We start from the raw sequence: 25,476 nt of genomic DNA on the forward strand, positions 1-25,476 counted from the left end.
AAAAGCCATGTACCCCACTACGTGAAGGAAGATGCCGTCAGAGCTTACTTCGCTCCAGGCCACCCCCTCTACGCTTGATGAGGACACTCCACGCCAACCAGTTACTTGACTGACATAGAATTCAGCGATGACCATTAGTGGCAGTAGCACAAAGGAAAACCACCACGGAGGTATCCAGGGTTTCCCATCTTTCTGAGTTCTGCGTAGAGCTCCTCCGAAACCCATTGAGATCTCCTCCTAGTCCAACTGTTTACAGACAGTACAAGAACCCGCGTAAGGTGCGACCGAAATTCTTTTTTAATTCTATCTTTCGGGCTTGCTCGGGGGATGCAGTAGCAACGAAAACACCAACGGCACTCTCACAGGTGACGCCTTCTAAAAAGCAGCGATTCCCTAGAATCTACGAACCTTTTGCGTGCTGCTCTGGCAGGAAGGCGCGGAGCAGTTGGTCTGGATCTTTCGAGGCAATGAGCCAATATGGGGTGTCATCCTCCGGATCATTGAGGACCATCATGGCGTGCTCGTCAATCCACGCATGAGAGACCAAGAATGCAGCCGGATCGAATTGCGGGCCCAGTGCGTTATGGCGCGCAGACTTTGGAACGGTAATCGAACGAGAGACAACCTCATTGGGCAACTGTGCATCCTTGACGAGCAGCCACCGCGTTCCATCTTCATCTTGTTCTACCTGCACAACGGTCCCAGACCACGTGATGAGGACCCAGATAGCGATGGCGCCGAGCAGGACTGCGGGAATGATGGTCCACCACACAGAGCGGTTAAGTCCGGCCGTGGCTGAGGTTAAAGCCACAACGATTGCTGCAAAAATCCAGAAGTACCACGGCACCCACTGGCGTTCGCGATACAACACTTTCGGGGCAGCGGGTTGAGGAGCAGAAATATCAGACACGCCTAGGCATTCTAGTCCACTCCAGGCGCAGAATGAACCGGCTGGGGCAGGTAGGATTGGCTAAGTGACTGATTCGAATTCGCTACCGCAGGAACAAACGCCAGTAGGAGACGTCAAAATCAAGCGCCTCGATAAAGGTCTCCCGATGCCATTTCGGGCGCATCGGGGTGACGCCGGCGCCGATCTCTACGCCGCCGAAGCGCTTACTCTCCAGCCTGGCGAACGCGCCCTTGTCGGCACTGGTATCGCCATGGCCTTACCGCTCGGCACCGTGGGATTAATCCATCCGCGGTCCGGCCTAGCAGCCAAACACGGGCTGTCCATTGTCAATACGCCGGGTACCGTGGATGCTGACTACCGCGGGGAGATCAAGGTGTGCCTGATTAACCACGATCCCCACACCCCGATCGAGATAGAGCGCGGCATGCGCATCGCTCAACTCGTGGTACAGCGTGTAGAACTAATGGATTTTAGCGAAGTAGAAGACTTGGATGAGACCGACCGCGGTACCGGCGGCTACGGATCAACCGGGGTATAGGAAGGATTAAAAAATGGGCATTTGGCCATTTGGAAAAAAGAAAAACGATGACGGCCGAAAGGAAGAGCCGGAGAACTCTCAGCAGTCGCAGTCGCAAGAGCCTGCTGCTGATTCCGCAGGATCGGCTTCGGCTGACTCGAATTCTTTTGAATCCGTAAAAGATACGGCTGCCGATGCCGCCGCAGCATCGGGACAGGTGCCAACGGAGTTTGCCCACGATGCCGTGAACGGCGAAACCGGGCCCTTCGATGGCGATTCCGTCAATATCGAAGACTTTGACTTTTCTGATTCTTCCATCGGCATCCTTGACCTTGGCTCGATGCGCATTCCGCTGCCCAAGGATTCCCAGGTCCAGGTAGAAATGGGCGAACAAGGCCCGAAGATGCTGCACATTGTCACCAAGGCGGGCCGTATTACTCCCGTTGCCTTCGCAGCTCCACGCAAGCCTGGCCAGTGGGCTGAATCCGTGGAAGAAATCAAGGAAGGCATGAGCCGCGATGGGCTATCCGTCACCACGGAGCAAGGCCCTTGGGGGCTGGAAATCGTTGGCAAAAATGACAACGGCCAACTGCGCGTCATTGGCGCCGAAGGCCCGCGGTGGATGCTGCGCTTAACTCTTGCAGCACCTACCGGCCTTGAAGAAGATTTAGCGCAGATCGCGCGCGACGTAGCATCGCGAACCTTTGTCTACCGCGGTGAAGATCCCATTTTGGCGGGCAATGCACTGCCGGTCATCATGCCCAAGCAGCTGGTGGAGCAGGTCAAACAAGCCATGGAAAAGCGTCAGCAGGACCAATCAGGCGCAAATTCCCAGGGGCAGGCGGCCCAAGGTCACCCAGAAAACGGGGTAGGCGGCCCCGATCCCGCAGCTGAGGCGGAAGCCGAACAGCAACTGCGCGATTTGGGCGCGCAGCCACCCAAGGGGGACAATGAATCTCCCGCACATGACAAAGACAAGGGGTCTAACCCCGATACCGATAAGTAAGTAAAGCAGAACGCTACGTGAGTAACTCTTTGCCGGAGCCGCAGGCTCCACAGCTAGGCGACGACCAGGACCGCGATACTGAGCCAACTCTGTTGGAACAAATGGGAGGCCTTCCCGGACTGGTTGCGGCCACCTTGCCCATCGTCGTCCTTATTCCAGTTAATAGCCTTTACGGCCTAACCCCGGCGCTCATCTCCGCGCTGGGTGTGGCGGTAGTGATCGCCATATGGCGCATCGTTCGCAAACAGACCATTCAGCCGGCCATCTCTGGCCTTATCGGGGTGGCCATTTGCGCCGCCATCGCCTGGTTTACCGGCGATGCCAAAGGCTACTTCCTATACGGCATTTGGATGTCACTGGCCCTGTTTATCGCCGCGTCGCTATCAATTCTCTTCCGGTGGCCGGCCGTTGGCGTTATCTGGAAGGGCTTGAACGGCGATGATATGGCCTGGCAGAAGGTAAAGCTTGCGCGCAGGGCCTATTCCATTGCCACCGCCGGGTGGGCCGTTATCTTCTTAGCGCGGTTTATCATCCAGCGGGCGATTTATGATGCCGGGGAGACGACCGCCTTGGGCATTACCAGGATCGTCATGGGCTGGCCCTTGACGCTATTGGTGACCGCATTGACCGTGTGGATGGTGCGCCGCGCAGATGCCGCGGTAGAAGCGGCAGAAAATGCCGGGCTTGCCACAAGTTCAGATCGCAGTACACAAGAGTTCGAGGCAGAAAATGAATGAGTCCGCTCTATCTCGCGGAGACACCCTGGAGGTCACCATTGACCGCATGGCCCATGGTGGACTTGGCATCGGCCACGCCTCAGACGGGCGCGTCGTCTTCGTTCCCCGGGCTTTTCCGGGGGACACGGTTCGCGCAACCGCCGGTAAGGTGAAAAAGTCCTTTATCAAGGGCGAACTCGATAGCATCGTCACCGCAGGGGCTCTGCGCGTACCCAGTAGTTGCCCCGCCGCGGAGCTTGGTGCTGGGTGCTGCGATTTTGCAGAGTTGGATCCCGCAGCGGAACTAGACATCAAGATGGACGTTCTCCGCGAACAGCTGCGCCGTAGCGGCATAGAAGGGCTCGAGTCCCTCACTATTGAACAACACGACCTGCCGCCGGTACGGGGCTGGCGGACGAGGGTCAGGTTGGGCGTCGACAAGCAAGGCCGCGCCGGATTGCGGAAGTACCGCTCGAATGAGCTGGTGACTTCTGTCGGTTGTACCCAACTAGCAGATGGCCTGATTGATGGTTTGGTAGGCGACGGCGCGCGGCGTTTTACCCCGGGGGCCGAAATCGTCGCGGTTCTCGATGGCGCGGGTAACCGGCATGTGGTGGAAACGCGCAAGGCACCGCGGGGCAGGCGCGTGGAGACCATTCGCGAGGTCATCGAGGGCTCTGGCACCGTGGTCGAATACGTCAATGGCCGCGAGTTTTCCTTCCCTGCCACGGCCTTTTGGCAAGCGCATGTGGCGGCGCCGGAACTTTATAGCGCTGTGGCGGGGCAGTGGCTGGCCGGCCGGAATTACCAGCAGAAGATTGCCTGGGATTTGTACGGCGGCGTCGGACTATTCGCGCCCGCGCTATCAGAAGCCACCGGTGGAAAAGTCATTTCCGTGGACTATTCGCCCGCGGCAACGGCGTCTACGCAGCCGGGGCTGCGCGATATCGATATTGCAGTCAAATCCGCGAAGGTAGAACAGGTTGCTGCGCAATTGCCCCAACCTGGTGCCGTGGTGCTCGATCCGCCGCGAACCGGGGCGGGCGAGCAGGTTATCCGCGCCGTGGCGGAGGCAAAGCCGCAGGCCGTGGTGCATGTGGGCTGCGATCCCGCAACCTTTGCCCGCGATCTATCCCTGTGGCACAGCGCTGGGTACAAGCCTGAGAAAATGGCGCTAATCAATGCCTTTCCTGGCACCCATCACTTTGAGGTTATCTCTCTTATTACCCCAGATAAGGAAGCAGATAAGCCGGCGCAGAGTTCCGTTTAACGCGAAAATACCTCGCCTGAAGTAATGAGCCGATATAAAAGAAAATACGGACCACGGGTACGGTGGATAGGAAGAACTAAGCACAGAAGGAGTTGAAGGCCGCTCCATGACTATCTTGGATACCATTAACTCGCCGCAAGACCTGAAGGCACTGCCTACAGAAAAGTTGGAGGAACTTGCGGCGGATATTCGCCAGCGCCTCATCGATAAGGTTTCGGTGACGGGTGGGCACTTGGGGCCCAATTTGGGCGTGGTGGAATTGACTATTGCGCTGCACCGGGTCTTTGATTCCCCGCGCGAGCCCATCATCTTTGATACCTCCCACCAGTCTTATGTGCACAAGATGCTCACTGGCCGCACGGCCCAATTCGATACCCTGCGCCAAAAGGGCGGCCTGTCCGGTTATACGGACCGCGGTGAGTCCGAGCATGACTGGACGGAATCCTCGCATGCTTCCGCCTCGCTATCGACTGTGGATGGACTCTCTAAGGCCTTCAAGATTCGCGGGGAAGGCCACCGCAATGTCATCGGCATCGTCGGCGATGGCGCGCTTACCGGCGGCATGTGCTGGGAAGCGCTCAATAATATCTCTGAAGATAAAAAGCGCAATGCGGTCATCGTGGTCAATGACAACGGTCGCAGCTATTCGCCCACGATTGGCGGCATTTCTGAAAACCTGGGGCGCATTCGTTCCCAGCATGGCTACGACGAGCTCATGGAGCAGGGCAAGCGCCGCTTGAAATCCATGGGGTGGGTAGGCGAGCGCGCCTTTGATGCGCTCCATGCCATGAAAGAAGGCGTCAAGTCCACAGTCTTGCCCACGGAGATTTTCCCTGAGCTGGGGATTAAATATATTGGCCCCATTTACGGCCATGACATCGATGGTTTGGTGCATGCGCTTTCCTATGCCCGCGATTATGAGGGCCCCATTATCGTGCATGTGGTCACGGAAAAAGGCCACGGGTTTGCGCCTGCGGTCAATGAGCCGAAGGATCAGATGCACTCGACGGGCGCTATCGATCCGGTAACCGGCGTAGCGAAGGGCACCAAGCAGCCGGGGTGGACGGCCGCATTTTCTGAAGAATTGATCGCGGCGGCGGAAAAGCGCGATGACATCGTTGCAATCACCGCAGCCATGGCGGGTCCTACGGGGCTGGCTCCCTTCCAGGAGCGTTTCCCAGAGCGGTTCTTTGATGTGGGCATCGCCGAGCAGCACGCGATGGCCTCTGCCTCTGGTTTGGCTTTGGGCGGCATGCACCCCGTGGTGGCTGTGTATTCCACGTTCCTGAATAGGGCTGTGGATCAGGTGATCATGGATATTGCCTTGCTCAAGCTGCCGGTGACCATCGTGCTGGACCGCGCGGGCGTGACGGGATCTGATGGCGCCTCCCACAACGGAATTTGGGATATGTCCTTAATGAGCATTGTCCCTGGCATGCACATCGCTGCCCCGCGCGATGGTGCGCGCCTGCGCGAGCTCTTTCACGAATCTCTGGACATTGATTCTGGGCCTTCAGTCGTCCGGTTCCCCAAGGGAAACTTGCTGCCCGATATGGAAGCCGTGGATACGCTTGCCGATGGCGTCGATATCCTCTACTACGGCGAGGCCGACGCCGGTGAGGATACCCCCGAGGTCCTCATCGTTTCTATCGGTGCGATGTCTGCACGGAGCATTAAGGCCGCGCAAGAGCTGGAGAAGCAGGGGCTCAACGTCACGGTCATTGACCCGCGATGGGTCGCGCCAGTGGCAAGCTCCGTCATCGCTATGGCGGCAGATCACGATCTGGTGGTGACGGTAGAAGACGGCCTCATTCGCGGCGGCATCGGGTCCATGATTGCTGAGGCTCTCGGAGCCGCAGAGGTGGATACCCCGGTGCGGCGCCTTGGCGTTCCTGGCTACTTCCCCAAGCACGGTTCCCGCGGCGAGGTTTTGGAAGAGTTTGGCCTAAGCCCAGAGCTCATTGCTGCATCGATTACCGAGTGGGTAGACAACCTCACCGATTAGTGCGGCTGGGAAAATAGGCTCGCGATCAATGCCGGGGCAACGAGGTTGACCTGCCATGGCCGCGCGCCCTCGCGCTCTAGGAAGGCGGGCACGTCTTCAGGCTGGCTGATGGTTCTGCTCCCACCAATGGCCGCCCACACGGCAGCGCGGAGGGTAGCGGATCGCAGGAGCAGCTCCGATGGTAGTCCGAGCTCTTCGGCGATGTCCCCAACGGCGGCGCGGATTTGCTGATACTCCTCCCACAGTTCTGGATACTCCCTGGACCACACCGATTTGGAGGGGACGGTTCTTTCCTCACGGAGCGCACCCGGGCGCCCCCGCGGTGGAATTTTCTGGGACTGCTGCACCGCCCGCAACCAGCGCTGCGCGGCGCCTTTGCGCCGGCGCGGAAACCCCTTGATGCGGGTGAGCTGCGGCTGCGTGCTGGGCAAAACCCGGGCTATCTCTACCAGCACCTTATTGGGCAGTACCCGCCCAGGCGCGGTATCGGTTCGCCGACTAATATCATCGCGCAGGTTCCACAAAGACTGCGCCGCGGCGCGCTGTTTCCCATTCTTTAGGCTCGATACTCCCTTGATATCGCGCCAGGAGCCCGGCTGTGGGGAGGTGTCATGTGCATGCTTGGCGACGATTGCCGCGCACTCCTCCAGCATCCACTCCAGCTTTTCTTGTTCGGCCAAGATATCGCGCAGCGTCGTAGCTAGTTCCAGCAGGAGCTCGACATCGAGTGCGGCATAAGCGCGCATTTCTTCACTCAACTGCGGGATGGACCAGTCATCGTCGCCGTGGCCCTTTTCTAACTGGACATCGAAAAGCTCCGCGATAATGGCGCCCAAATTGGTGCGGTGAAAGCCAGCAAACCGGGCGGCCAATTCCGTATCGAAAAGGGCGCCGGGGAAAAGCCCGAGCCACCCAAGAGAGGGGAGATCCGAGGGGGCGGCGTGAATGATCCAGTGCTGACCATTGAGCACCGGGGCCAGCACCTGGGTTAACTCCGCGCGGTGGCCTTCTGGAGCAAAAAGCATCGTCCCGGCGCCGTTACGGCGAATCTGGATGAGAAAGGCGCGGTCATCGTACCGGTAACCTGAGGCGCGTTCGGTATCGATGGCAAAGGCCCCGGTGCCCGCCTGCAATCGCGCGGCCGCCTCGGCAAATTCCGCCGGGGTGGATAAGACCTTCGGAATACCCTCCTTCGGACGCTTCCGAAATTCCACCATCTTAGCGGCCGAGCTCAGTAACGCCTTCAGGCGGCAGGCCCGCGACGTTGGCTAAGACTTGTGCAAAGGCCTGCACGTGCGGTGCTAAATCTAGTCCCTCCGCGGTCCACGATGCGCGCATTTCAATCTGATAAGCGCGCGGGGGACCGCCGATCTCTCCGAAGCGGACCGAAGCGGTGGAGGTGACGGTGCCGCCGAGGTTGGTAAGCTCCGCGCCCTCTTTTTCTAAGCCTTCATTGAGCCACTGCCAGGCGACGTCCGGCAGCAACGGATCTCCTGCTACCGAATCATCCATATCGGCCTGGATATACGCCACTAGGCGCATCGCGCCCTCCCAGGCCTCTTCCGCGCCTGGGTCATGGAGGAGGATGAGGCGCCCGAAGGCATCGCCATCTGAATCGGTGGCGATAATATCGGGCTCCTCTTCCGTGCCCACCTCAAGGCCAATGGCGTGGCTAAAGGGGGCTAGCCGCTGCGGTGGGCGAATGGACCCGAGGCTAATCTCAGGGCGAAGAGCGGCCGCGTGCATGGACTCTACCGCCTGAGTAAAAGCCGGTGGCGTCGTCGGCTCTTGTGCCTCGTCGTTGCGGCGTAGGGAGGTAAAGGCTGCACCATCTCCGGAGTTGCCTCCGGCATTCTTACCGGCGCTGGGCGTGGTCGATTCGGAATTACTCACCTTGATAAAGCTATAGTTTCGCTACCTTGAGCTGGCGGAGGCGCGCCGATAGTGGGAGGTGTACAGGGGGGGGAGAGATGACAATCGATGTAACTCGAACTTATGATGGATATGTCCGAATACTCGAATAAGCTTCTGCAAAGGAGAAGGCAATGGCGAAGCTCGATTTCAAGGAACTCAACGAGGTACAGCAATACTCCCAACACGCCGTTTTCAAGGTGATTCCAGGCGGGCTGGGCAGCGAGCGCGAAGAGATCATCTCCCAAGCCCAAGAATTCTTTGCGGAGCTAGAAAAGGACAATAAAGTCACTGTCCGCGGCGTCTACGATCTGACCGCGATGCGTGATTCTGCGGACTTCATGATCTGGTGGCACGCCGAGGAATTTTCCGATATCCAGAAAGCCTTCGGCGATTTCCGCCGGGAGACAACCTTGGGCCAGGTTAGCGAAGTAACGTGGATTGGAAATTCCCTGCATCGGCCGGCCGAGTTCAATAAATCCCACCTGCCTTCCTTCATCATGGGGGAAGAGCCCAAGGAGTGGATTTCCGTCTACCCATTCGTGCGTTCGTATGACTGGTACACGATGGAAGAAGAAAAGCGTCGCCGCATTTTGATGGAGCACGGCATGCAGGCACGCGACTACCCCGACGTGCGCGCCAATACGGTGCCGGCATTCGCGCTTGGGGATTATGAGTGGGTTCTTGCCTTTGAGGCCGACGAGCTACACCGCATTGTGGACCTGATGTATAAGATGCGCTATACCGAAGCCCGCCATCACGTTCGCGAGGAAATTCCATTCCACACCGGACGCCGCGTGAAGGACATCGCAGAACTCATCCAGGTTCTGCCCTGAGGATTGAAACAAAAACAGCGCTGGGAGCGCCCTTTATTGGAGGGAGCTCCCAGCGCTGTAGTTTGATCTCACTGCGCGTGGTAGTGAAATCCTAGTTTTCCTCGATGGGCTTTTCTTCCAGGTTCAAGGAAATAGAGTTAATGCAGTAGCGCAGGTCAGTCGGGGTATCGTAGCCTTCGCCTTCGAAAACGTGACCCAAGTGGGACTCGCAGTTGGCGCATAGTACCTCGACGCGGCGCATGCCCAGGGAATTATCTTCCCGCTCGATAATCTTGTCACCGGCTAGCGGGGAGAAGAAGGAAGGCCAACCACAGTGGGAAGCAAACTTCTCGGTGGAACGGAATAGCTCCTCGCCGCAGGCCTTGCAGGAGTAGACACCCTCTGTGGTGGTATCTGTGTATTCGCCCACGTGCGGCGGCTCCGTGCCTGCTTCGCGCAATACGTAATATTCTTCGGGGCTAAGGCGCTTTTGCCAATCGGCATCAGCAATGAGCTTAAAATCAGTCATGACTTTAAGTTTAATCCTTTATTTGCGTGGCACGCCACCACCCTGCAACGCAGGCGAAGATGATGACGATGAGCAGGCTCCAGCCCACGGTCCCTGAGAAGGTGTTCATCCACCGCCCGGCATCGGGATGCGCGTGCGACGTCCATGTCACCGGGGCCAAGAATAGGAACGCAGCCACCCATGCGCCCACCGAGTGAAAGACCGAGCGCGGCAGGAGCACGGTGAATATTAGCGGGAATAGCCACATTGAATAATATTGCTGTCCTAGCGAGGACAAGAAGAAAATCCCAACCATAATCGTGCCACTCGTCGTCAGTGCCCAAAATACTGGTTCGGATTGTCGCCACCGCAACAGTCCGAGCACCGCGCACGCGACCAAGGCGGCGAAGATTGCCCACACCACCCAGTAGAGGACGGGGCCGAATTCCACATAGGCGCGTAATCCCGCCCAGGATGAGTTGGCATAATCGCGGGTCGTGGAAAGATAGGGCACCAGCTTATCCAGGTAACCGCTAGCACCCGGCACGAGTGGCCACGCGAGGACATTGAGTACCACCGGAATCCCGAGCCCCGCGAGGAGGTTGCGCCACTGCAGCTTGACCAAGGGCAAGAAAAGGAGGGGTGCGAATTGGGGCTTAATCAAAATGGCTAGCCCGATGGCTATGCCGGAAACCCACGCGAGCTGCGGGGTGCGCTCAGCCTCTAAGAAAGCCCACAGGAAAAGCGCCATGCAGAATAAGAGCACACCGTTGATATTGGTAAACGCCAAAGTATTGGTGACAGATTCAGTGGCGAAGGCTAAAGCGATTGAGACTGGAAACACCGGCGAGCTGAGCTTTCTTCCCACCACGTGGGTCAAAAGCGCCAGTGCCGCAATAATGCCAAGGGCGTTGACTACGATGAAAAGGCCGCGCGCGAGGTTGAAATCGAGCCACGCTAAAGGCGATAAGAATAGCGTTGCACCTGGGGTGTAGAGATATAGCGGGTCCACATGGTTATAAGCCTGTTTATACACCGGAATGCCATCGACCATGCGCCTTAGCGCGCTATAGACCGTAGTGAAATCATCAGTCAACGTCCCATTGCGCGCCACGATGAAGACGCGCTGGATGACGAGGAGAACGGCAATAGGCCATGCGGCGGCGTTTATTCGAGCAGTCACGACCTTTTAGTCTACGGACTCAACTGTGCGCGAGTACCGCAGAAACACCGTGCTATCTGTATCGGCGGCAACATTGTCTAGCTGCATTCGGCGGTGGGAGTGCGTGCCATGAAAGGTAGCCACGGGCTTTTCTACGCCGGTGGAAAGGTGGGGATCCAGGGTTAAATACATCTGATCAATGGCATCGATATGCACCAGCTGGCCGATCATTCCTGGACCGCCTTCGCAGAGGATGCGCTGGAATCCACGCTGCCGCAATACGCGGAGATAGTCCTGCATGGTGCCTTCGCCCGCATCGATTACTTCTGCGCCAGTGGCTATGATCTGCTGCACAACGCCCGAATTTCGCAACTGGAAATAATGGATATCCGGAACGAGGAAGATGGGTGCTGTGTAGAAATTTGTGAAGAACTGAGTAGTAACGTCGTATTTCAAGCTTCGGGAAGGGACTACCATTGGAGCGGGACGATCATCTTTAAGCGACTTCCGTACTCCGAAGTAATTTTCGGAACGCACGGTATTACCTCCGACCAATACAGCATCAGCCCAGTCTCTTAACGCAGTTAAAAGCTGACCGTCAGTCTTGTTTCCCATCTCTTTAGAACGATTATTTATAGTCGCGGAGCCACTTAGCGTACTCGCCATAATTGCTCGGAGGACTACCTCGCCAGTCGGCTCAGGGCCCAGTAGTGATGAGATTTCTCGCAAAGGCATGGGTATAAGGCTACACTTAGGCACATATTTTGTTGGCAAGAGGACGAAAATTACTCAAGATAATAGAATCGAAGACAATGTTCAAGGAGAAAAAGATTAAACTGCACGTTAAAAACATGCCAAGAGAAGGAGATAGTCGATCAAATTTTCGCGAACAATACATCCAGGATTATGGGGATAACTGGGCAGAGACGCTCGCAGACCAGATGGCAGTCGATGAGCATGTTAACTATGATGACTTTGTAAACATATCTGATTTAGTATGGACTGCTAGACAGAACCACGTACCGGTCCAAAATCTCATTTCACCGATGGATCTTACCAATACCAGAAACGCGAAGAAAAGGTGGGCAATTGCCATAATGCTCCTTCAAGCTGAGCGTCTCGATTTTAATTATACGGGTGTTCGTGGAGTCTGCTCCATGCTGAATAAACAAGATGAATTTTTCGGTGAGTTCACTGCATTTAATATGTTCTCAGCTATGGCAAGTCCGCACGATCGGATACCGGAAAAAGAAATTCACGATTTTTTAAAGGTTCGGCGGGCCCCGAAAATTCAACATCTACTTCTGCATGGAATGTGGTTATCTCCAGAAGGAGAGTATTCGGAAACCATGGTCCTAGTAAGTAATCAAGTTCTGGACGATAATCCGCGTGATATAGTTGCTCATTTGAGATTAGCGGAGGGTTTACGGCGAAAACATGAATACAAACGGGCAGTGCGAATTTTGGACAGAGGAATCGAATTAAATGATTCGAGAGATACAAAAATCCATGAAGATTTTACACGCCAACGGATAGTCACTACTCAAGAGGGGCAAATGTGGGTGTTGCTTAAGAAACATCAAGAGTCCCTAGACGACCAGATACTTGAGTATAGTGAAAAAATTCGCAACGAACAGTACTCAATGCTATTTAGGATAGTTGAGATTTTGGCATTATTCTTCGCTATTGTTGGTCTGTTTGCAACCTCTGTTTCACTTGCCTCTTTAGGGGACCTTTCAGTAGGTCAGCGGCTATCGATTATATTCGCTGGCGGAGTAGTTTTGATAATGTTCGTACTCTTATTGCATTTCATTCTAAGACCTGAAAGTGATAGGTGGTGGATAGAGAGACGTCAAGATATTAGCGCTAGGAAGTGGAAGGCAAAGCGTGATGCCTGGCGCAGCGAGGTGGTCGATGAGATTGAGCAATCTAATTCTTTGAAAGTGGACGGTATACGTCAAGAATTAGATTCCATAAAGTGCCATATTGATAATCTGTAAAATTGGAATTGAAGCGGATGTAGTATTTATAAATCAATACTTTATTCTTAAAGAAAGGAATTGTTAATGGTTAGCACGGAGGACTACGTTTCCGACCTGGATGGCGGAATTCCTAAATTTTCTTTCGAAATAGATCGGTTGGATGCCGCGGTTGATCAAGTATCAAATTATGTTGAAACTAGATTGAAGGAAATATCGACCGTATCAGATCGGCCCCTTGCCATGATGCTCTCAGGAGGTATCGATTCGATACTTAGTGTCGCTATCGGTGCGTCTTCTGGAATTCATTTAAAAGCATTTACTTGGCATTGGGCTGGATCTGAACAATCTACCGCTGAACTGAGTGTAGCAAGGGCGGTTTGCGAGTACTTCGGAGTCGAGCATCAAACTATTTCACCAGAATTACACCAAATCCACGGGTTACTTTTAGAAGTCATTGAGAAGCTTGAAACTACAGAACCGTGGGAGATTGGAGCCGGTTTAGTCCTTCATGCTATCGCCGAAGAGGTAGATCGGAGTATGCTAGGGGCGCCAATAGTGAGTTCCGCCGGTGCAGACACTCTTTTGCTAGGCGGCAGAGATTTGCAGTATCTGACAAAAGAAGAGCACTCATTATATAAGTGGCAGAAAATGGTCTCGGAATCCATTCGGTCGAAGTTCACGAAAGGACGTTTCATACCGGATTTTTACCAACGCATTTTGTCTCCGGGACAAGCCCATTTTAAAGTTTGGCAAACCAAGACTGCTGTTGAGTTGGCTAGCCGTCTCCATCCATCAGTTGTTAAAGGTCCTAGCTGGGATAAGGATAAAATCTTGCTGCGCGAAGCGGCAGTCAATGCCGGTGTTCCTCGTGGGCTGGTTGATAATCCCAAGAGCCCGATGCAGGCTTCTTCGGGCTTTTTTCGAGCACTCGAAGATTTGGCGAGGCGCGAACTAGCCGAGGAATTTAAAGATCGTACCTACTCAGATCCTTTAGTTGAGGATCTCTCGCTGATAGTGGGCCGTCTTTATTTGGACCGCTTGATTAATGAACACCAGCGCTTTTGAGTGTATTACAAACGGTTTCTTATATAACAAAATAGTGCCCTAATCCATTGAGTTAGTTCATACTTTCTAGCGGTTTTCCATTGGCGATGCTATCGGTACGAAGTAGTCGAATTACTTCGACGAAATAGCTTGGCACGGTATTATTACGAATTCAATAAGTGTTGTTTTAGTCTGCAAAATCTAAACGTGTCCATTTGTGGCCTTTTGGTCCACTCGATTTTATTTAGGCTAGTGACTTTGGCCACCGCAAGTAGCAACTCGTAATTGAATTCGGAGCTCATCGGTGGAAGGACTTTAATCCCTCATGGAATCTGACGGTCCTAAAATAAATGTGGCAAAACCTCGATGCTTTAATGTTTGAGTTGCCTCTGCTAGTTATGGGGTTTGGTTGAACGAGTTTGGTTCTGGTCTTGGTGCGGAGGGTACGAATTTCCTATAGGCAAGCAGCTTTTTATTTGTATAAAGTTTTTGAGTCGATGCAAAACTGGAAGACAATAGGGGGATCGGCTGGGGGTGAGGGAATAAAAGTTTGAAATTTGCAGAGAAACGCGCCTTGGCGAAGTCTCTCCGCTCTAACTCGCAGGCATGAGCAATGTATAGGTTAGGTTTAATCAGAATTGCCTTCTGAGCGGCGTATTAAAAATATTCAATCCAATAGATTTGAGCTGTAAGCTGGGTTTAACCGATTTAGTTTGGCAACTCTTCCTCATCTCGTTATATGGGGCGGCAACCTCCACGCGCCTCATCAAATGCCTTCTTTCCTTGTGAACTGGAGGAGCATGGGTCTTCGTTCATTGCCCGTGCTCGGACATACAACACGCTGGAGCGCAATTGTTTTTCAGTCCTCCTATGTAAGTTGTGGATGAGGGCCCTGTTTGCAGTTTCGTGTATGTCACGGCTCATTTATAGAGAAGGAGATGGAGCATAGACAATCACAACCTGGGTCAGTATTGGGGCATAGTCTCGAATTTTGAGCTCTTTTAAGCGACACAGTTAACAACGAAAGAGGGCGGGCGGGCTTCGACAGGCGGTTTAGCGCACGTCGATGCTCTTTTAACGGGATGGATGAGTGAACTTATACATTCGCAGCCCGGCTTTGTAGAAGTCAGATTTGCAAATTTCCGATGGCTTCCGGGCGGTACTGCTCACGATGCGCTTGGGGACCTAAACCAGCCGAATAATCACAACACCGGTCAAAAGGAGGGCAATGCCCAGCACCTGGCGGGACTTAATGGGGTCGCCGCTTACGCGGTCAATGATGAGCGAGCCCAGCATTGAACCAAGCAGGCCGGCAACTACGGTGAGGCCGGTACCAATCTGCGGAACGAGGGCGGCGTTGCCGAAGATGAAAAGCGCGCCCAATACACCGCCTATCCACATCCACCACGGGTTGGGTTTTCCTTCCGGGCGCTCGATGCGCGGGCGCCAGCGCAACACAATATTGACGATGACCAAGGCGGTAACGCCGACGGCAAAAGATACCAGCGCAGCGCTCACCGGAGATCCCGTCACCTGGCCTAGGTGGCCGTTGATGGCGGATTGGCTGGCGGTAAAACAGCCAAAAATAAATCCGGCGAGCCGCCACAGCCACAGGGCGGTCGCGGAATCTTCATTACTTGTTGCTGCGCTGGGGTGGCTACCACTGCGACTACGCCGGTAAGCACGATAATGGCACCGATAGCGCGCACAACCGTCAAAGAAGACTGAGGCGACTCGAAGAGACCAAAGTGGTCAACAATAAGCCCCATGATGACTTGCCCGGCAATGGGCAAGACCACAGTCTGCACCGCACCCAGGTGCGGAAAGAGAAGAATATTTCCGGTCAGTGCGACAACACCCAGCAATCCGCCGAACCAAATCCAGAGTGGTTCATCAAAAGCCTGCGTAATACCGTAGTCCCCGCCGGTAACGGCGGTAGCCACGATGAGCAGGGTGATCGTTCCTACGGCAAAGGAAATCATCGAGGAGGAAAACGGGGTGCCGGTGGAGGCGCGAAGGCGGGTATTGACCAGCGTTTGTATCGGTAAGACGAGTCCAGCAAGAATTCCCAAAAGTATCCACAACACGGGTGGACACTTTACTCAGATAAGACAAAAGCCCACTTGAATGGGAAAGCCCACCTAAGCGAAGGAAATTAAGCTTAAGTGGGCGGTGGTGGTCCTAACTGGGATTGAACCAGTGACCTTTCCGGTGTGAACGGAACGCTCTCCCACTGAGCTATAGGACCTTGCGGGGGATAAATTTACACCCGGTGCATTCCATTTTCCTAATTGGCTGGATGGCGGGCGTGACCGGTGGGGTTAAACGTCTGCATCCCCGGGAAGGTGTACGTGCAGGGTAAATGACAACGCTGCAATTCACAGTGCGGAGAAATGGGTGATGTGTGCCGCGCAATAGGGGTGCTGGGCTGGGGATTTGGAAACTGACAGGGAGCACGATAATGTTTGTTCACGCACCGCGAAGCATTAAGCACTGCGGCGCGATGCGGATGTAGCGCAGTTGGTAGCGCATCACCTTGCCAAGGTGAGGGTCGCGAGTTCGAGTCTCGTCATCCGCTCCACGCTTTTCTAAAGGGTGTTGCATCACAAAGGAAAGTGGAACTAAATGAATAGCGCGCGATTAGCTCAGTGGGAGAGCGCTTCCCTGACACGGAAGAGGTCACTGGTTCAATCCCAGTATCGCGCACAAGGACTTTGTCCTAGAAACCGGGCCTGGTTTCGCATGCGGATGTAGCGCAGTTGGTAGCGCATCACCTTGCCAAGGTGAGGGTCGCGAGTTCGAGTCTCGTCATCCGCTCCAGCACTGTATTGTGTGAGGCGGTATCGCCACGGTGGAATGGCCGAGTGGTGAGGCAACGGTCTGCAAAACCGTGCACACGGGTTCGATTCCCGTTTCCACCTCAACGTTTTAATGCCTTCGGGCATTGGGCGCGATTAGCTCAGTGGGAGAGCGCTTCCCTGACACGGAAGAGGTCACTGGTTCAATCCCAGTATCGCGCACGAGGGTCATCTGATGCCCCTTGGTGAATCTCTTGATTCACCTGCGGATGTAGCGCAGTTGGTAGCGCATCACCTTGCCAAGGTGAGGGTCGCGAGTTCGAGTCTCGTCATCCGCTCCATTCACGCCGCCTTGTCACCAAGGCGGCTTTTTTGTATCCGGCACACCCCACACTTCTGAAGTGATGGAGATCGCAGACTTTTTCGCTTCAGTGCGGAACTATGGAGATACGGTTACCGACTATTGAAGAGACACATTGATGACCACGATTGTCACCAAGACATTCGTTGGGATTAGGATGTCTTTGCATGCACACGCAAAATTCAGAACTGAAGGAGCTGAAAATGAGCCATCGCGTACCTTGGTTGCGCCGCACGGCAGTGGCGGTGGGAGCTACCGCGCTTATCGTGGGCGGATCCGCACCTGTAGCACTGGCGCACGATTCCGTCGTGGGCGGAACCGTAAAGGAGGGCGACCAGCTCGAGGAGTTTCCTGCGGAAATCACCCTGGAGTTTTCCGGTATCCCAAAGGACCAGTTCAACACCTTTGCCGTGACCAATAAGGACACTGGCGAACAGATCTTTAGCCAGGAGCCGGAGCTAGATGAACGCGATCTCACGATCACGACTCCAGATGATGTCGACCCCGGCCCAGGAAACTACCAGGTGGGATACAACATCACCTCCTCGGATGGCCACGCCACACGCGGTGGAGTCTCATTTACGGTGAAAGGTGAGGACAGCGATGGGGCTTCTTCCACCGACGCTGCAGATGCAGATGGAGCTGCAGATTCTTCGAGCGATATGCCCACCTCGGTGAAAATCATCCTGGGAGTGGGCGGTGTGCTGGCCATAGCGGCCGTGCTCGCTTTGTTGATTGCAAAAACCCGTCGAAATGACTCGAAAGGTCACAAATAATGACTAATAAAATTTCCCACCTGATTGCTGGCGTATCCCTCAGCGCCCTAGTTCTCGCTGGTTGCTCCCCGGATAACGAAAACGATTCCAATAACTCAGAGTCGACTTCGGCTGCTTCTTCAACTGCAGAAACCAGTGAATCCACCGCGGCGGCGGATAAGGACCTGACCTTCGAGGACGCCGTCGTACGCGCGAACGAAGACAAGGATATGACCGCCATCTTCGGCACCTTGGTCAATCACTCGGATGAAGACATCGAGATCACTGGTTTCTCCACGAACCTGGACGCAGAGATGAACCAGATTCACGAGACCGTCGATGGTCAGATGCGCGAAAAGTCCAGCCCCTTGGTCATCAAGGCCGGCGAGAGCCATGAACTTGCGCCAGGTGGCGACCACTTCATGCTGATGGGAATGAAGGAAGGCATCATGCCTGGCGATTCCCTTGAGCTCAAGGTGACCTTGTCTGGCGGCGACGAGATGGACTTAGGTCCCATCCAGTCCCGGACCATGGGTGCCGGCGATGAGGACTATGGCGACATGGACGGCATGGACCACGATCACTCCGGCCACGATCACTCCGGCAAGGACGACGAGAAAGAAAACCACACGCACTAATCATGACGGGATTCAGCAGAAGGGGATTTCTCACTGGCGCTGCAGTGTCTACCAGCGCCATTGCGCTGGTGGGGTGCAACACGGATAGATCAACACCAAACGCTGAAGCGGAGGAGAACACTCCGCTTGCCGATGCCACCGTGGCTTTCGACGGCCCACACCAGGCCGGCATTGACACACCGGAGCAAGCGCACCTGAACTTGGTGGGCTTTGATCTCAAAGGGGGCATCGGCAAGCAAGGCTTTGCCCGCCTGATGAAGTTGTGGACCGAGGATGCCCGTGCGCTGTGTACGGGCCAGCCCCCGTTGGGAACTTTGGAGCCAGAAATGGTGCGCCAGCCGGCGAACCTCACCATCACGTGTGGGCTGGGTGAGCGCATTTTCTCGCTGCTGGACGTAGATAAGCCGGAGTGGCTTGGCGATGTCCGCGCCTATTCCCGCGACCAATTAGAAGACAAGTGGGGCCAGACCGACATCGTCCTGCAAATCTGCAGCGATGACCCCCTGATGAATACCTACGCCCTGCGGCATATGGTGCGCTCAGGCGAGCATTATGCCGAAGTTAACTGGCTGCAGCAGGGCTTTATTAATGCCTATGGCAGCCACGAAAAGGGCGAAACCGCGCGCAATATGTTTGGCCAAAAAGATGGCACCGTTAACCCGCACGGCGACGAAGAATTCGCCGACCAGGTCTGGATCGAGGACGGACCAAAGTGGCAGCAGGGTGGTGCGGCCATGGTAGTGCGCCGCATCCGCATGAACCTCGATACCTGGGAAAAGCTGGATCGGCCTTCCCGCGAAAATGCGGTGGGGCGCAAGCTGGAAAACGGGGCACCGCTTACGGGTGATAAGGAATTCGATGAGGCGGACTTTAAGGCCACGGATGAGTATGGCCTGCCGGTCATCGATAAGAACTCCCACATGGCGCGCGCGACTGCGCCGAAGGACCACCCGGAGCAAAAGATCTTGCGCCGGCCCTATAACTACGAATTGCCGCCGGATGGCAAGGATGGCCAACTATCCAATATTGGCCAAATCTTCATCTGCTACCAGCAGGATCCCACCAAGCAATTCGAACCCATCCAGGCGCGGCTTGATGAGGCGGACCTGCTGAATGAGTGGCTCACCCACATCGGTTCGGCGATGTATTTCTGCCCGCCGGGAACCAAAGGCGGCGATGGTAAAGAAACGTGGTGGGCGGAATCGCTTTGCACGCATGCTGGCCTGTAGAATGACGATCCGTAAATTTAACTAGTGGATGCGGCCAGGTATGCCGTATCTGCGCGAGCGCAAAAAGGAGCGCGAATATGGCGGAACTTATTCCCGCAGCACCGGTAAATTACGAATCCTTCACCGTGCCGGCCGGGCAAGCGGTTGGCGCGGTCCTCCGCGAGCTGGCCCTGCCTAATAAGGGCCCAGAGGCCGTCGTGGTAGTCCGCGGCGTGGACGGTACTCTTTTTGACCTCTCGCACACCCCAGATGAGGAATCGACGTTTGTCCCGGTAGCCGCCTGTGAGGAAGATGGCCGCGCCGTCATTCGCCACTCCTGCGCCCACGTCATGGCCCAGGCCGTGCAAGCTGAATTCCCCGGCACCAAGCTGGGCATTGGCCCATCCATTGAGAACGGCTTCTACTTCGATTTCCAGACCGCTGAGCCCTTCACTCCGGAGGATCTCAAGGCCCTGGAAAAGCGGATGAAGAAGATCATCAAGGGCGGCCAGCGCTTCGAGCGTCACACCTATGCGTCCACGGCAGAGGCCGAGCAGGCCTTGCAGGATGAGCCCTTCAAGCTGGAGCTTATCCAGGACAAGGGCAATGTGGACCCGGACTCCGATGAGGCCGCCGAGGTGGGTGCCGGCGATCTGACGCACTATGACAACGTGAACCCGCGCACCAATGAGGTGGAATGGTTTGACCTGTGCCGCGGCCCGCACGTTCCCACCACGAAATACATCCCAGCCTTTGCCCTGACCCGTTCGTCCGCCGCCTACTGGCGCGGCGACCAGGCTAACGCTGGCCTGCAGCGCATCTACGGCACCGCCTTCGAGTCCAAGGACGCATTGGCCGCCTACCAGACCATGGTGGAAGAGGCAGAAAAGCGCGATCACCGCCGCCTGGGCCAAGAATTAGATCTCTTCTCCTTCCCGGATGAGATTGGTTCCGGTTTCCCCGTATTCCACCCCAATGGCGCGACCGTACGCATGGAGATGGAAAACCACTCCCGCAACCGCCACGTGCAGGCGGGCTACTCCTTTGTCAATACCCCGCACATCACCAAGGGCGACCTCTTCCGTAAATCCGGCCACCTTGATTTCTACTCCGATGGCATGTTCCCGCCGATGCAGCTCGATGGCGAGTATGACGCCGAGGGAAATACGGTCAAGGAGCCGCAGGACTACTACGCCAAGCCGATGAACTGCCCGATGCACAACCTGATCTTTGCATCCCGCGGCCGTTCCTACCGTGAGCTTCCGCTGCGCCTTTTTGAATTCGGTACGGTCTACCGCTACGAAAAGTCCGGCGTGGTGCATGGCCTGACCCGTGCGCGCGGCTTTACCCAGGACGATGCCCACATTTACTGCACCGAAGAGCAGCTGGAAGAAGAGCTTACCCAGGTTCTGGACTTCATCATTTCGCTGCTTGAGGATTACGGCCTCTCCGATTTCTACTTGGAGCTTTCCACCAAGGACCCCAACAAATTTGTCGGCTCCGATGAGATTTGGGAGCGCTCGAACACGATCTTGCAGTCCGTGGCAGAAAAGTCCGGTCTTGAGCTCGTTCCTGACCCCGAGGGTGCCGCGTTCTACGGGCCAAAGATTTCCGTCCAAGCTCGCGATGCCATCGGACGTACCTGGCAGATGTCCACGGTGCAGCTGGACTTCAACCTGCCCGAGCGCTTTGAGCTGGAATACACCGCCTCCGATGGCACGAAGAAGCGCCCGATCATGATTCACCGGGCCCTCTTCGGCTCCATCGAGCGCTTCTTCGGTGTGCTCCTTGAGCACTACGCGGGCGCCTTCCCAGCGTGGTTGGCACCGCACCAGGTCATGGGCATTCCGGTAGCCGATGACTTCGTCCCGCATCTGGAAGACGTTGCCGCCAAGCTGCGCGTCAAGGGCATTCGCGCGGACGTGGATACCTCCGATGACCGCATGCAGAAGAAGATTCGCAACCACACGACGGGCAAGGTGCCCTTCATGTTGGTCGCCGGTGCTCGCGATGTGGAAGCCGGTGCGGTGTCCTTCCGCTTCTTGGATGGCACGCAGGTCAACGGCGTGCCCGTCGATGAGGCCGTTGAGCTCATTTCCACGTGGGTGGCAGAGCGCATTAACGAACAGCCGACAGAAGAGCTCATTCGTGCCCGGCGCTAATCCGCAAAAGGGACATAGCGAGGAGACATTCGTCTATACCGGTGCCGGTGAGCCGGACCGGTTGGAGCGACTGTGGGCGCCGTACCGGATGGCTTATATCGCGCAGCGGTCCGAGGATCCCTTCGTGGAAGCGCCCAAGGGTAGCGATGAGGATGGGCTGATCATCGCGCGCGGCAAGACGGTATATGCGCTGCTCAACCTGTTCCCCTATAACGCCGGCCACCTCATGGTGGTGCCATACCGCAAGGAATCCGAGCTGGAAAACCTCACCGAGGAGGAATCCCACGAGCTCATGGCCTTTGCCCAAAAGGCCGTGCGGGTGCTCAAGCGTGTATCACAGCCAGAGGCCATTAATGTGGGCTTTAACTTGGGGCGCGCGTCCGGCGGCTCGGTGGGAGACCACCTGCATTTGCATGTGGTGCCAAGGTGGCCCGGGGATAGTAACTTTATGACTGTCCTCGATGGGACTAAGGTATTACCGCAACTACTGCAAGACACCCGTCGTGTCTTGGCAGAGGGGTGGCGTGACATGGAAGAGGAGGACTCGCGTGCTTAGCGTGCATGGGCGAAAGCCCGCCGCCGTGGTGGTGGAACCTATAGCCAAGACCTTTTTAAAGTTGGGGCTAACACCCAACGTGGTCACGGTTGTAGGCACGATTGTGACCATCGCTATTTCGGTGATCCTCATTCCTACCGGCCACCTCTTTATCGCCGCCGTACTATCCGGCCTCTTTGCCGCCTTTGACATGCTCGATGGCACCATGGCCCGACTGACCGGCAAATCGAGCGCCTTTGGTGCCACACTGGACGCGAGCTGTGACCGCATTACCGATGGCGCGTTGTTCTGCGCCATCGCGTGGTGGCTGGTTTATACCGCAGACGCGTCCAAATGGACAGTGGCGGCCTGCCTCATTACCTTGGTGTGCTCCCAGGTCATTTCCTATATCAAGGCTAGGGGAGAGGCCTCCGGTTTCACCATGGTCGGTGGCCTTATTGAGCGCCCTGAGCGCCTCATTCTCGCGTTGGGCGGCATCGGCCTTGAGGGCTTGGGTGTAGATTACGCCGCAGCGGTATCGCTGTGGATCTTGGCGGTCGGCTCAATCTTTACCGTGTATCAGCGCATTGCCATTGCAGCGCGCCAGGATGCTGGGATATAAAATTAGCGACCGTGGGCGCAGCGGGGGCTATCATTCCGGCTAGTTCGTGGTTTGCGCACAAACTATTCTGGAGGATCCGGCACCATGTGGGATAAAGAAGATGTAGCAGCGGCCGGGTATTTGGCGGGCTGGAAGGTAGTTCGCCGGCTGCCCGTGTCCCTAGCGGGCACCATCTTCCGGTGGGTGGCGGATTTCGCGAGCGACCACGGGCGGGGCATGGACGGCCTGCGGCGAAACCTTACCCGCGTGGTGGGGGCAGAAAATGTCACGCGCGAATTGGTGCGCGATTCCATGCGTTCATATATGCGCTATTGGATGGAGGCGTTTCGCCTGCCCGCGATTCACGCGGATCCCCAGCTGCACGAGCGCCTCATGAGCGGACTAGAAGGACTCGAGCACTTCGACGCCTCCGCGCAGTCTGGACGGGGCGTCATCCTGGCGCTGCCGCACTCCGGCAACTGGGATATGGCTGGGGTCTTCTTGGTGGGACATTACGGGCAATTTACCACCGTGGCGGAGCGGTTAAAGCCGGAGGTGTTATTTGATGCCTTCGTGGATTACCGCGAGGAACTGGGGTTTGAGGTCCTGCCGCTTACCGGTGGGGCGGCCACGCCCTTTGCACGCCTGAAGGAAGCCCTGCAGGAGGGCGGGGTGGTCTGCTTATTGGCGGAACGCGATATTACCCGCCGCGGTATCACGGTAGATTTCATGGGCGAGGAAGCCAATATGGCGGCAGGTCCCGCACAGCTAGCCATTGAGACCGGCGCGGCACTCCACGTGGTGCACTCGTGGTTTGAAGGCGATGGCTGGGGGTTGTCGGTGTCTCCAGAAGTTCAGGTTACCGATATTAAGGAGACCACCCAGCGGATGGCGGATGGGTTTGCGGCTAATATCCAGCACCACCCCGAAGACTGGCACATGCTGCAGCCGCAATGGAACGAGGACGTGGAGCGGCGCCGGCAAGCGCGAAAGGAACGTTCCAGTTAATGCGCATCGGTATTATTTGCCCGTATTCTTTTGATGAACCTGGTGGCGTGCAGGCCCACATCCTCGACCTGGCCACCGTTTTTATAGAACAAGGTCACTTTGTCCAGGTTCTTGGTCCTGCCGCAGAGACCACACCGCTACCGGATTTCGTGGTCAAGGGCGGCCCGGCCTTCCCGATTGCGTATAACGGCTCCGTTGCGCGCTTGTCGGTGGGGCCAAAGGTAACCCGCAAGGTCAAGCGCTTCATTCAGGACGGTGATTTTGATGTCCTGCATATCCACGAGCCCAATTCCCCGAGTTTTTCCATGACCGCCTTGGCCGTGGCGCACGGCCCCATGGTGGCGACGTACCACGCCTCGGCGGCCAATTCCCTCATCCTGACCCTGGCAAAGCCGCTCCTCGTGCCCTTTTTGGAAAAGATTCGCGGCGGCATCGCGGTATCGGATATGGCGCGGCGCTGGCAGGTGGAGCAATTGGGCGGCGATCCTGTCCTGATTCCCAATGGCGTCGATACCTCCGTCTACGCTTTAGCGCGCAAGAAAAGCCAGCCCGCGCTTGCCGATGCCCCACTCGAGGTCGTTTTTCTCGGCCGCCTCGACGAGCCGCGGAAGGGCCTGGATATTCTGTTGGCCGCTTTGCGTCAGGTCAACACGAATATTCGCGTCACCATTATGGGTGGCGGCCGTGCCCGCGAGGTCGAGGGCGTGGATTTTGTCGGGCGCGTCAGCGACGCAGAAAAGGCACAAATCTTGGGCCGGGCCGATGTCTACGTGGCGCCCAATACGGGCGGGGAAAGCTTTGGCATCGTGTTGGTAGAAGCCATGGCCGCCGGTGCCGCCGTCGTGGCTTCGGATCTGGAGGCCTTTCGGGCGGTCTGCAACGCGGAATCGGAAGAGCCTGCGGGAGCGCTATTCCGCACTGGCAATGCCACCGATTTGGCACGTGTGCTCAACCAAGTTTTGGATGATGGCGACTACCGGCGGCGATTGGTGCGCAATGGCGTGCAGCGCGCCCAGATGTATGACTGGGACCATGTTGCCGCGGCGGTCATGCAGGTTTATGAAACGGTGCAAGATGGCACGAAGGTGAGGGTGAAGCGATGATGGCGATAGAAATAACCATCGCGCTGCTTATTCTCATTCTTGTGGGATCGTGGGCCATTTTCACAGCGCAGCGGCTAAATTTCCTGCACATCCGCACCGATGCTGCGCTGGCGCAACTGCAGGCGGCGTTGGACCGGCGCGCGGCGGTAACGGCGGCAGTTTCCCCGGAACTTGCGGCCTTGGCGCAAAGGGCCGAATCCACCGAGCTTTCGCAAGGGCATTTTCAAGCCCGCACCATGGTAGAGCGCGAGCTTTCGGCCGCCATTGTGCGCGATTTTCCGGTAGGCCAGCGCCCGGCCGCCTTGGCGGATGCGGAAGGCCGCATCCAATTGGCGCATCGCTTCTATAACGAGGCAGTTAGCGATACGCGCGCGCTGCGCCTGCGGCCCGCAGTGCGCTTCTTCCACCTCGGCGGAACCGCTAAATTACCGGAGTACTTCGACTACATGCTGGCGGATTAA

23 protein-coding genes, 7 tRNA genes and 1 pseudogene are annotated in these 25,476 nt (G+C 56.3%); 23 read left to right on the forward strand and 8 right to left on the reverse strand.

The window, feature by feature from the left end; translation table 11 throughout:
• Positions 1-400: 400 nt before the first annotated feature.
• Positions 401-871, reverse strand: coding sequence for a DUF3093 domain-containing protein (locus HMPREF1257_RS02725; protein WP_023022647.1), 471 nt, complete (start codon positions 869-871; stop codon positions 401-403).
• Between the two features lie 103 nt (positions 872-974).
• On the opposite strand from HMPREF1257_RS02725, the gene dut reads away from it, so the two are divergent.
• From dut to dxs, 5 genes are all read left to right on the forward strand, one after another.
• On the forward strand, positions 975-1,448 hold the full coding sequence (gene dut / locus HMPREF1257_RS02730) for a dUTP diphosphatase (RefSeq protein WP_023022645.1): 474 nt from the start codon (positions 975-977) through the stop codon (positions 1,446-1,448).
• A gap of 13 nt (positions 1,449-1,461) precedes the next feature.
• On the forward strand, positions 1,462-2,433 hold the full coding sequence (locus HMPREF1257_RS02735) for a DUF3710 domain-containing protein (protein ID WP_023022643.1): 972 nt from the start codon (positions 1,462-1,464) through the stop codon (positions 2,431-2,433).
• Between the two features lie 29 nt (positions 2,434-2,462).
• Entirely contained in the window at positions 2,463-3,170 is a 708-nt protein-coding gene (locus HMPREF1257_RS02740; RefSeq protein ID WP_005278951.1) for a DUF3159 domain-containing protein, read from the forward strand.
• On the forward strand, positions 3,163-4,419 hold the full coding sequence (locus HMPREF1257_RS02745; protein ID WP_023022639.1) for a class I SAM-dependent RNA methyltransferase: 1,257 nt from the start codon (positions 3,163-3,165) through the stop codon (positions 4,417-4,419). The genes HMPREF1257_RS02740 and HMPREF1257_RS02745 overlap by 8 nt, the downstream gene beginning before the upstream one ends.
• Before the next feature lie 106 nt (positions 4,420-4,525).
• The gene (dxs, locus tag HMPREF1257_RS02750; protein ID WP_023022637.1) at positions 4,526-6,424 is read left to right on the forward strand and encodes a 1-deoxy-D-xylulose-5-phosphate synthase; all 1,899 of its coding nucleotides are present in this window, start codon (positions 4,526-4,528) and stop codon (positions 6,422-6,424) included.
• Here the strand turns inward: dxs and HMPREF1257_RS02755 are convergent.
• Together HMPREF1257_RS02755 and HMPREF1257_RS02760 are read right to left on the reverse strand one after the other, a co-directional pair.
• Positions 6,421-7,641 (reverse strand): HRDC domain-containing protein, encoded by a 1,221-nt coding sequence (locus HMPREF1257_RS02755; protein ID WP_023022635.1) that lies wholly within the window; start codon positions 7,639-7,641, stop codon positions 6,421-6,423. The two genes, dxs and HMPREF1257_RS02755, sit on opposite strands and share 4 nt — an antisense overlap.
• Position 7,642: 1 nt before the next feature.
• Positions 7,643-8,317: a DUF3000 domain-containing protein gene (locus tag HMPREF1257_RS02760; RefSeq protein ID WP_023022634.1), complete on the reverse strand. Its 675-nt coding sequence runs from the start codon at positions 8,315-8,317 to the stop codon at positions 7,643-7,645.
• Between the two features lie 152 nt (positions 8,318-8,469).
• Between HMPREF1257_RS02760 and hemQ the strand changes: the two genes are divergently transcribed.
• Complete coding sequence (gene hemQ / locus HMPREF1257_RS02765; RefSeq protein WP_023022631.1) at positions 8,470-9,171, forward strand: hydrogen peroxide-dependent heme synthase; 702 nt, start codon at positions 8,470-8,472, stop codon at positions 9,169-9,171.
• Between the two features lie 91 nt (positions 9,172-9,262).
• Here the strand turns inward: hemQ and msrB are convergent, their stop codons facing one another.
• The 3 genes from msrB to HMPREF1257_RS02780 are packed head-to-tail and all read right to left on the reverse strand — an operon-like array spanning position 9,263 to position 11,555.
• Positions 9,263-9,679: a peptide-methionine (R)-S-oxide reductase MsrB gene (gene msrB / locus HMPREF1257_RS02770; RefSeq protein ID WP_023022629.1), complete on the reverse strand. Its 417-nt coding sequence runs from the start codon at positions 9,677-9,679 to the stop codon at positions 9,263-9,265.
• Positions 9,680-9,689: 10 nt separating this feature from the next.
• The gene (locus HMPREF1257_RS02775) at positions 9,690-10,841 is read right to left on the reverse strand and encodes a glycosyltransferase family 87 protein (protein WP_023022627.1); all 1,152 of its coding nucleotides are present in this window, start codon (positions 10,839-10,841) and stop codon (positions 9,690-9,692) included.
• Positions 10,842-10,847: 6 nt separating this feature from the next.
• Complete coding sequence (locus HMPREF1257_RS02780; protein WP_034659139.1) at positions 10,848-11,555, reverse strand: dihydrofolate reductase family protein; 708 nt, start codon at positions 11,553-11,555, stop codon at positions 10,848-10,850.
• Between the two features lie 77 nt (positions 11,556-11,632).
• Here HMPREF1257_RS02780 and HMPREF1257_RS02785 point away from each other — a divergent pair, with 77 nt between their 5' ends.
• The gene (locus HMPREF1257_RS02785) at positions 11,633-12,820 is read left to right on the forward strand and encodes a lipopolysaccharide assembly protein LapB (protein ID WP_023022623.1); all 1,188 of its coding nucleotides are present in this window, start codon (positions 11,633-11,635) and stop codon (positions 12,818-12,820) included.
• A 66-nt stretch (positions 12,821-12,886) separates the two neighbouring features.
• Positions 12,887-13,867, forward strand: a complete 981-nt coding sequence (locus HMPREF1257_RS02790; RefSeq protein ID WP_023022621.1) for an asparagine synthase-related protein — start codon at positions 12,887-12,889, stop codon at positions 13,865-13,867.
• A 1,164-nt stretch (positions 13,868-15,031) separates the two neighbouring features.
• Here HMPREF1257_RS02790 and HMPREF1257_RS02795 read toward each other — a convergent pair.
• A pseudogene (locus HMPREF1257_RS02795) lies at positions 15,032-15,933 on the reverse strand (DMT family transporter).
• Between the two features lie 86 nt (positions 15,934-16,019).
• Positions 16,020-16,094, reverse strand: a tRNA-Val gene (locus HMPREF1257_RS02800).
• Positions 16,095-16,351: 257 nt separating this feature from the next.
• On the opposite strand from HMPREF1257_RS02800, the gene HMPREF1257_RS02805 reads away from it, so the two are divergent.
• The 15 genes from HMPREF1257_RS02805 to HMPREF1257_RS02875 all read left to right on the forward strand — a co-directional run bounded on the left by HMPREF1257_RS02805 (position 16,352) and on the right by HMPREF1257_RS02875 (position 25,476).
• Positions 16,352-16,427: transfer RNA gene (locus HMPREF1257_RS02805), tRNA-Gly, on the forward strand.
• A 53-nt stretch (positions 16,428-16,480) separates the two neighbouring features.
• Positions 16,481-16,552, forward strand: a tRNA-Val gene (locus HMPREF1257_RS02810).
• Positions 16,553-16,590: 38 nt separating this feature from the next.
• A tRNA-Gly gene (locus tag HMPREF1257_RS02815) sits at positions 16,591-16,666 on the forward strand.
• 30 nt (positions 16,667-16,696) lie between these two features.
• Positions 16,697-16,767 (forward strand) — tRNA-Cys (locus HMPREF1257_RS02820).
• 27 nt (positions 16,768-16,794) lie between these two features.
• Positions 16,795-16,866 (forward strand) — tRNA-Val (locus HMPREF1257_RS02825).
• 43 nt (positions 16,867-16,909) lie between these two features.
• Positions 16,910-16,985, forward strand: a tRNA-Gly gene (locus HMPREF1257_RS02830).
• 223 nt (positions 16,986-17,208) lie between these two features.
• Entirely contained in the window at positions 17,209-17,781 is a 573-nt protein-coding gene (locus HMPREF1257_RS02835; RefSeq protein WP_034659214.1) for a copper resistance protein CopC, read from the forward strand.
• Positions 17,781-18,398 carry a copper chaperone PCu(A)C gene (locus HMPREF1257_RS02840; RefSeq protein WP_023022613.1) on the forward strand — a complete coding sequence of 206 codons (618 nt, stop codon included), beginning with the start codon at positions 17,781-17,783 and terminating at the stop codon, positions 18,396-18,398. Before HMPREF1257_RS02835 ends, HMPREF1257_RS02840 begins: the two co-directional genes overlap by 1 nt.
• A gap of 2 nt (positions 18,399-18,400) precedes the next feature.
• Entirely contained in the window at positions 18,401-19,627 is a 1,227-nt protein-coding gene (locus HMPREF1257_RS02845) for a Dyp-type peroxidase (RefSeq protein ID WP_023022611.1), read from the forward strand.
• 77 nt (positions 19,628-19,704) lie between these two features.
• Positions 19,705-21,768 carry a threonine--tRNA ligase gene (thrS, locus tag HMPREF1257_RS02850; RefSeq protein ID WP_023022609.1) on the forward strand — a complete coding sequence of 688 codons (2,064 nt, stop codon included), beginning with the start codon at positions 19,705-19,707 and terminating at the stop codon, positions 21,766-21,768.
• Positions 21,755-22,324 (forward strand): HIT domain-containing protein, encoded by a 570-nt coding sequence (locus HMPREF1257_RS02855; RefSeq protein WP_023022608.1) that lies wholly within the window; start codon positions 21,755-21,757, stop codon positions 22,322-22,324. Before thrS ends, HMPREF1257_RS02855 begins: the two co-directional genes overlap by 14 nt.
• Positions 22,317-22,925 carry a phosphatidylinositol phosphate synthase gene (gene pgsA, locus HMPREF1257_RS02860; RefSeq protein WP_023022606.1) on the forward strand — a complete coding sequence of 203 codons (609 nt, stop codon included), beginning with the start codon at positions 22,317-22,319 and terminating at the stop codon, positions 22,923-22,925. The genes HMPREF1257_RS02855 and pgsA overlap by 8 nt, the downstream gene beginning before the upstream one ends.
• An 84-nt stretch (positions 22,926-23,009) precedes the next feature.
• Entirely contained in the window at positions 23,010-23,912 is a 903-nt protein-coding gene (locus tag HMPREF1257_RS02865; protein WP_023022605.1) for a phosphatidylinositol mannoside acyltransferase, read from the forward strand.
• Complete coding sequence (locus HMPREF1257_RS02870; RefSeq protein WP_023022603.1) at positions 23,912-25,015, forward strand: glycosyltransferase family 4 protein; 1,104 nt, start codon at positions 23,912-23,914, stop codon at positions 25,013-25,015. The genes HMPREF1257_RS02865 and HMPREF1257_RS02870 overlap by 1 nt, the downstream gene beginning before the upstream one ends.
• Complete coding sequence (locus tag HMPREF1257_RS02875) at positions 25,015-25,476, forward strand: hypothetical protein (RefSeq protein WP_034659215.1); 462 nt, start codon at positions 25,015-25,017, stop codon at positions 25,474-25,476. Before HMPREF1257_RS02870 ends, HMPREF1257_RS02875 begins: the two co-directional genes overlap by 1 nt.

Source organism: Corynebacterium sp. KPL1814, assembly GCF_000478175.1.
GTDB lineage: Bacteria > Actinomycetota > Actinomycetes > Mycobacteriales > Mycobacteriaceae > Corynebacterium.

Bases quoted from the DNA above. Each gene is read 5' to 3' on its own strand.
- dxs (WP_023022637.1), top strand. From the start codon at position 4,526: ATGACTATCTTGGATACCATTAACTCGCCGCAAGACCTGAAGGCACTG.
- HMPREF1257_RS02875 (WP_034659215.1), top strand. From the start codon at position 25,015: ATGGCGATAGAAATAACCATCGCGCTGCTTATTCTCATTCTTGTGGGA.
- HMPREF1257_RS02735 (WP_023022643.1), top strand. From the start codon at position 1,462: ATGGGCATTTGGCCATTTGGAAAAAAGAAAAACGATGACGGCCGAAAG.
- hemQ (WP_023022631.1), top strand. From the start codon at position 8,470: ATGGCGAAGCTCGATTTCAAGGAACTCAACGAGGTACAGCAATACTCC.
- HMPREF1257_RS02745 (WP_023022639.1), top strand. From the start codon at position 3,163: ATGAATGAGTCCGCTCTATCTCGCGGAGACACCCTGGAGGTCACCATT.
- msrB (WP_023022629.1), bottom strand. From the start codon at position 9,679: ATGACTGATTTTAAGCTCATTGCTGATGCCGATTGGCAAAAGCGCCTT.
- HMPREF1257_RS02840 (WP_023022613.1), top strand. From the start codon at position 17,781: ATGACTAATAAAATTTCCCACCTGATTGCTGGCGTATCCCTCAGCGCC.
- HMPREF1257_RS02835 (WP_034659214.1), top strand. From the start codon at position 17,209: ATGAGCCATCGCGTACCTTGGTTGCGCCGCACGGCAGTGGCGGTGGGA.
- HMPREF1257_RS02870 (WP_023022603.1), top strand. From the start codon at position 23,912: ATGCGCATCGGTATTATTTGCCCGTATTCTTTTGATGAACCTGGTGGC.
- HMPREF1257_RS02755 (WP_023022635.1), bottom strand. From the start codon at position 7,641: ATGGTGGAATTTCGGAAGCGTCCGAAGGAGGGTATTCCGAAGGTCTTA.
- HMPREF1257_RS02865 (WP_023022605.1), top strand. From the start codon at position 23,010: ATGTGGGATAAAGAAGATGTAGCAGCGGCCGGGTATTTGGCGGGCTGG.
- HMPREF1257_RS02780 (WP_034659139.1), bottom strand. From the start codon at position 11,555: ATGCCTTTGCGAGAAATCTCATCACTACTGGGCCCTGAGCCGACTGGC.
- HMPREF1257_RS02845 (WP_023022611.1), top strand. From the start codon at position 18,401: ATGACGGGATTCAGCAGAAGGGGATTTCTCACTGGCGCTGCAGTGTCT.
- thrS (WP_023022609.1), top strand. From the start codon at position 19,705: ATGGCGGAACTTATTCCCGCAGCACCGGTAAATTACGAATCCTTCACC.
- HMPREF1257_RS02790 (WP_023022621.1), top strand. From the start codon at position 12,887: ATGGTTAGCACGGAGGACTACGTTTCCGACCTGGATGGCGGAATTCCT.
- HMPREF1257_RS02785 (WP_023022623.1), top strand. From the start codon at position 11,633: ATGTTCAAGGAGAAAAAGATTAAACTGCACGTTAAAAACATGCCAAGA.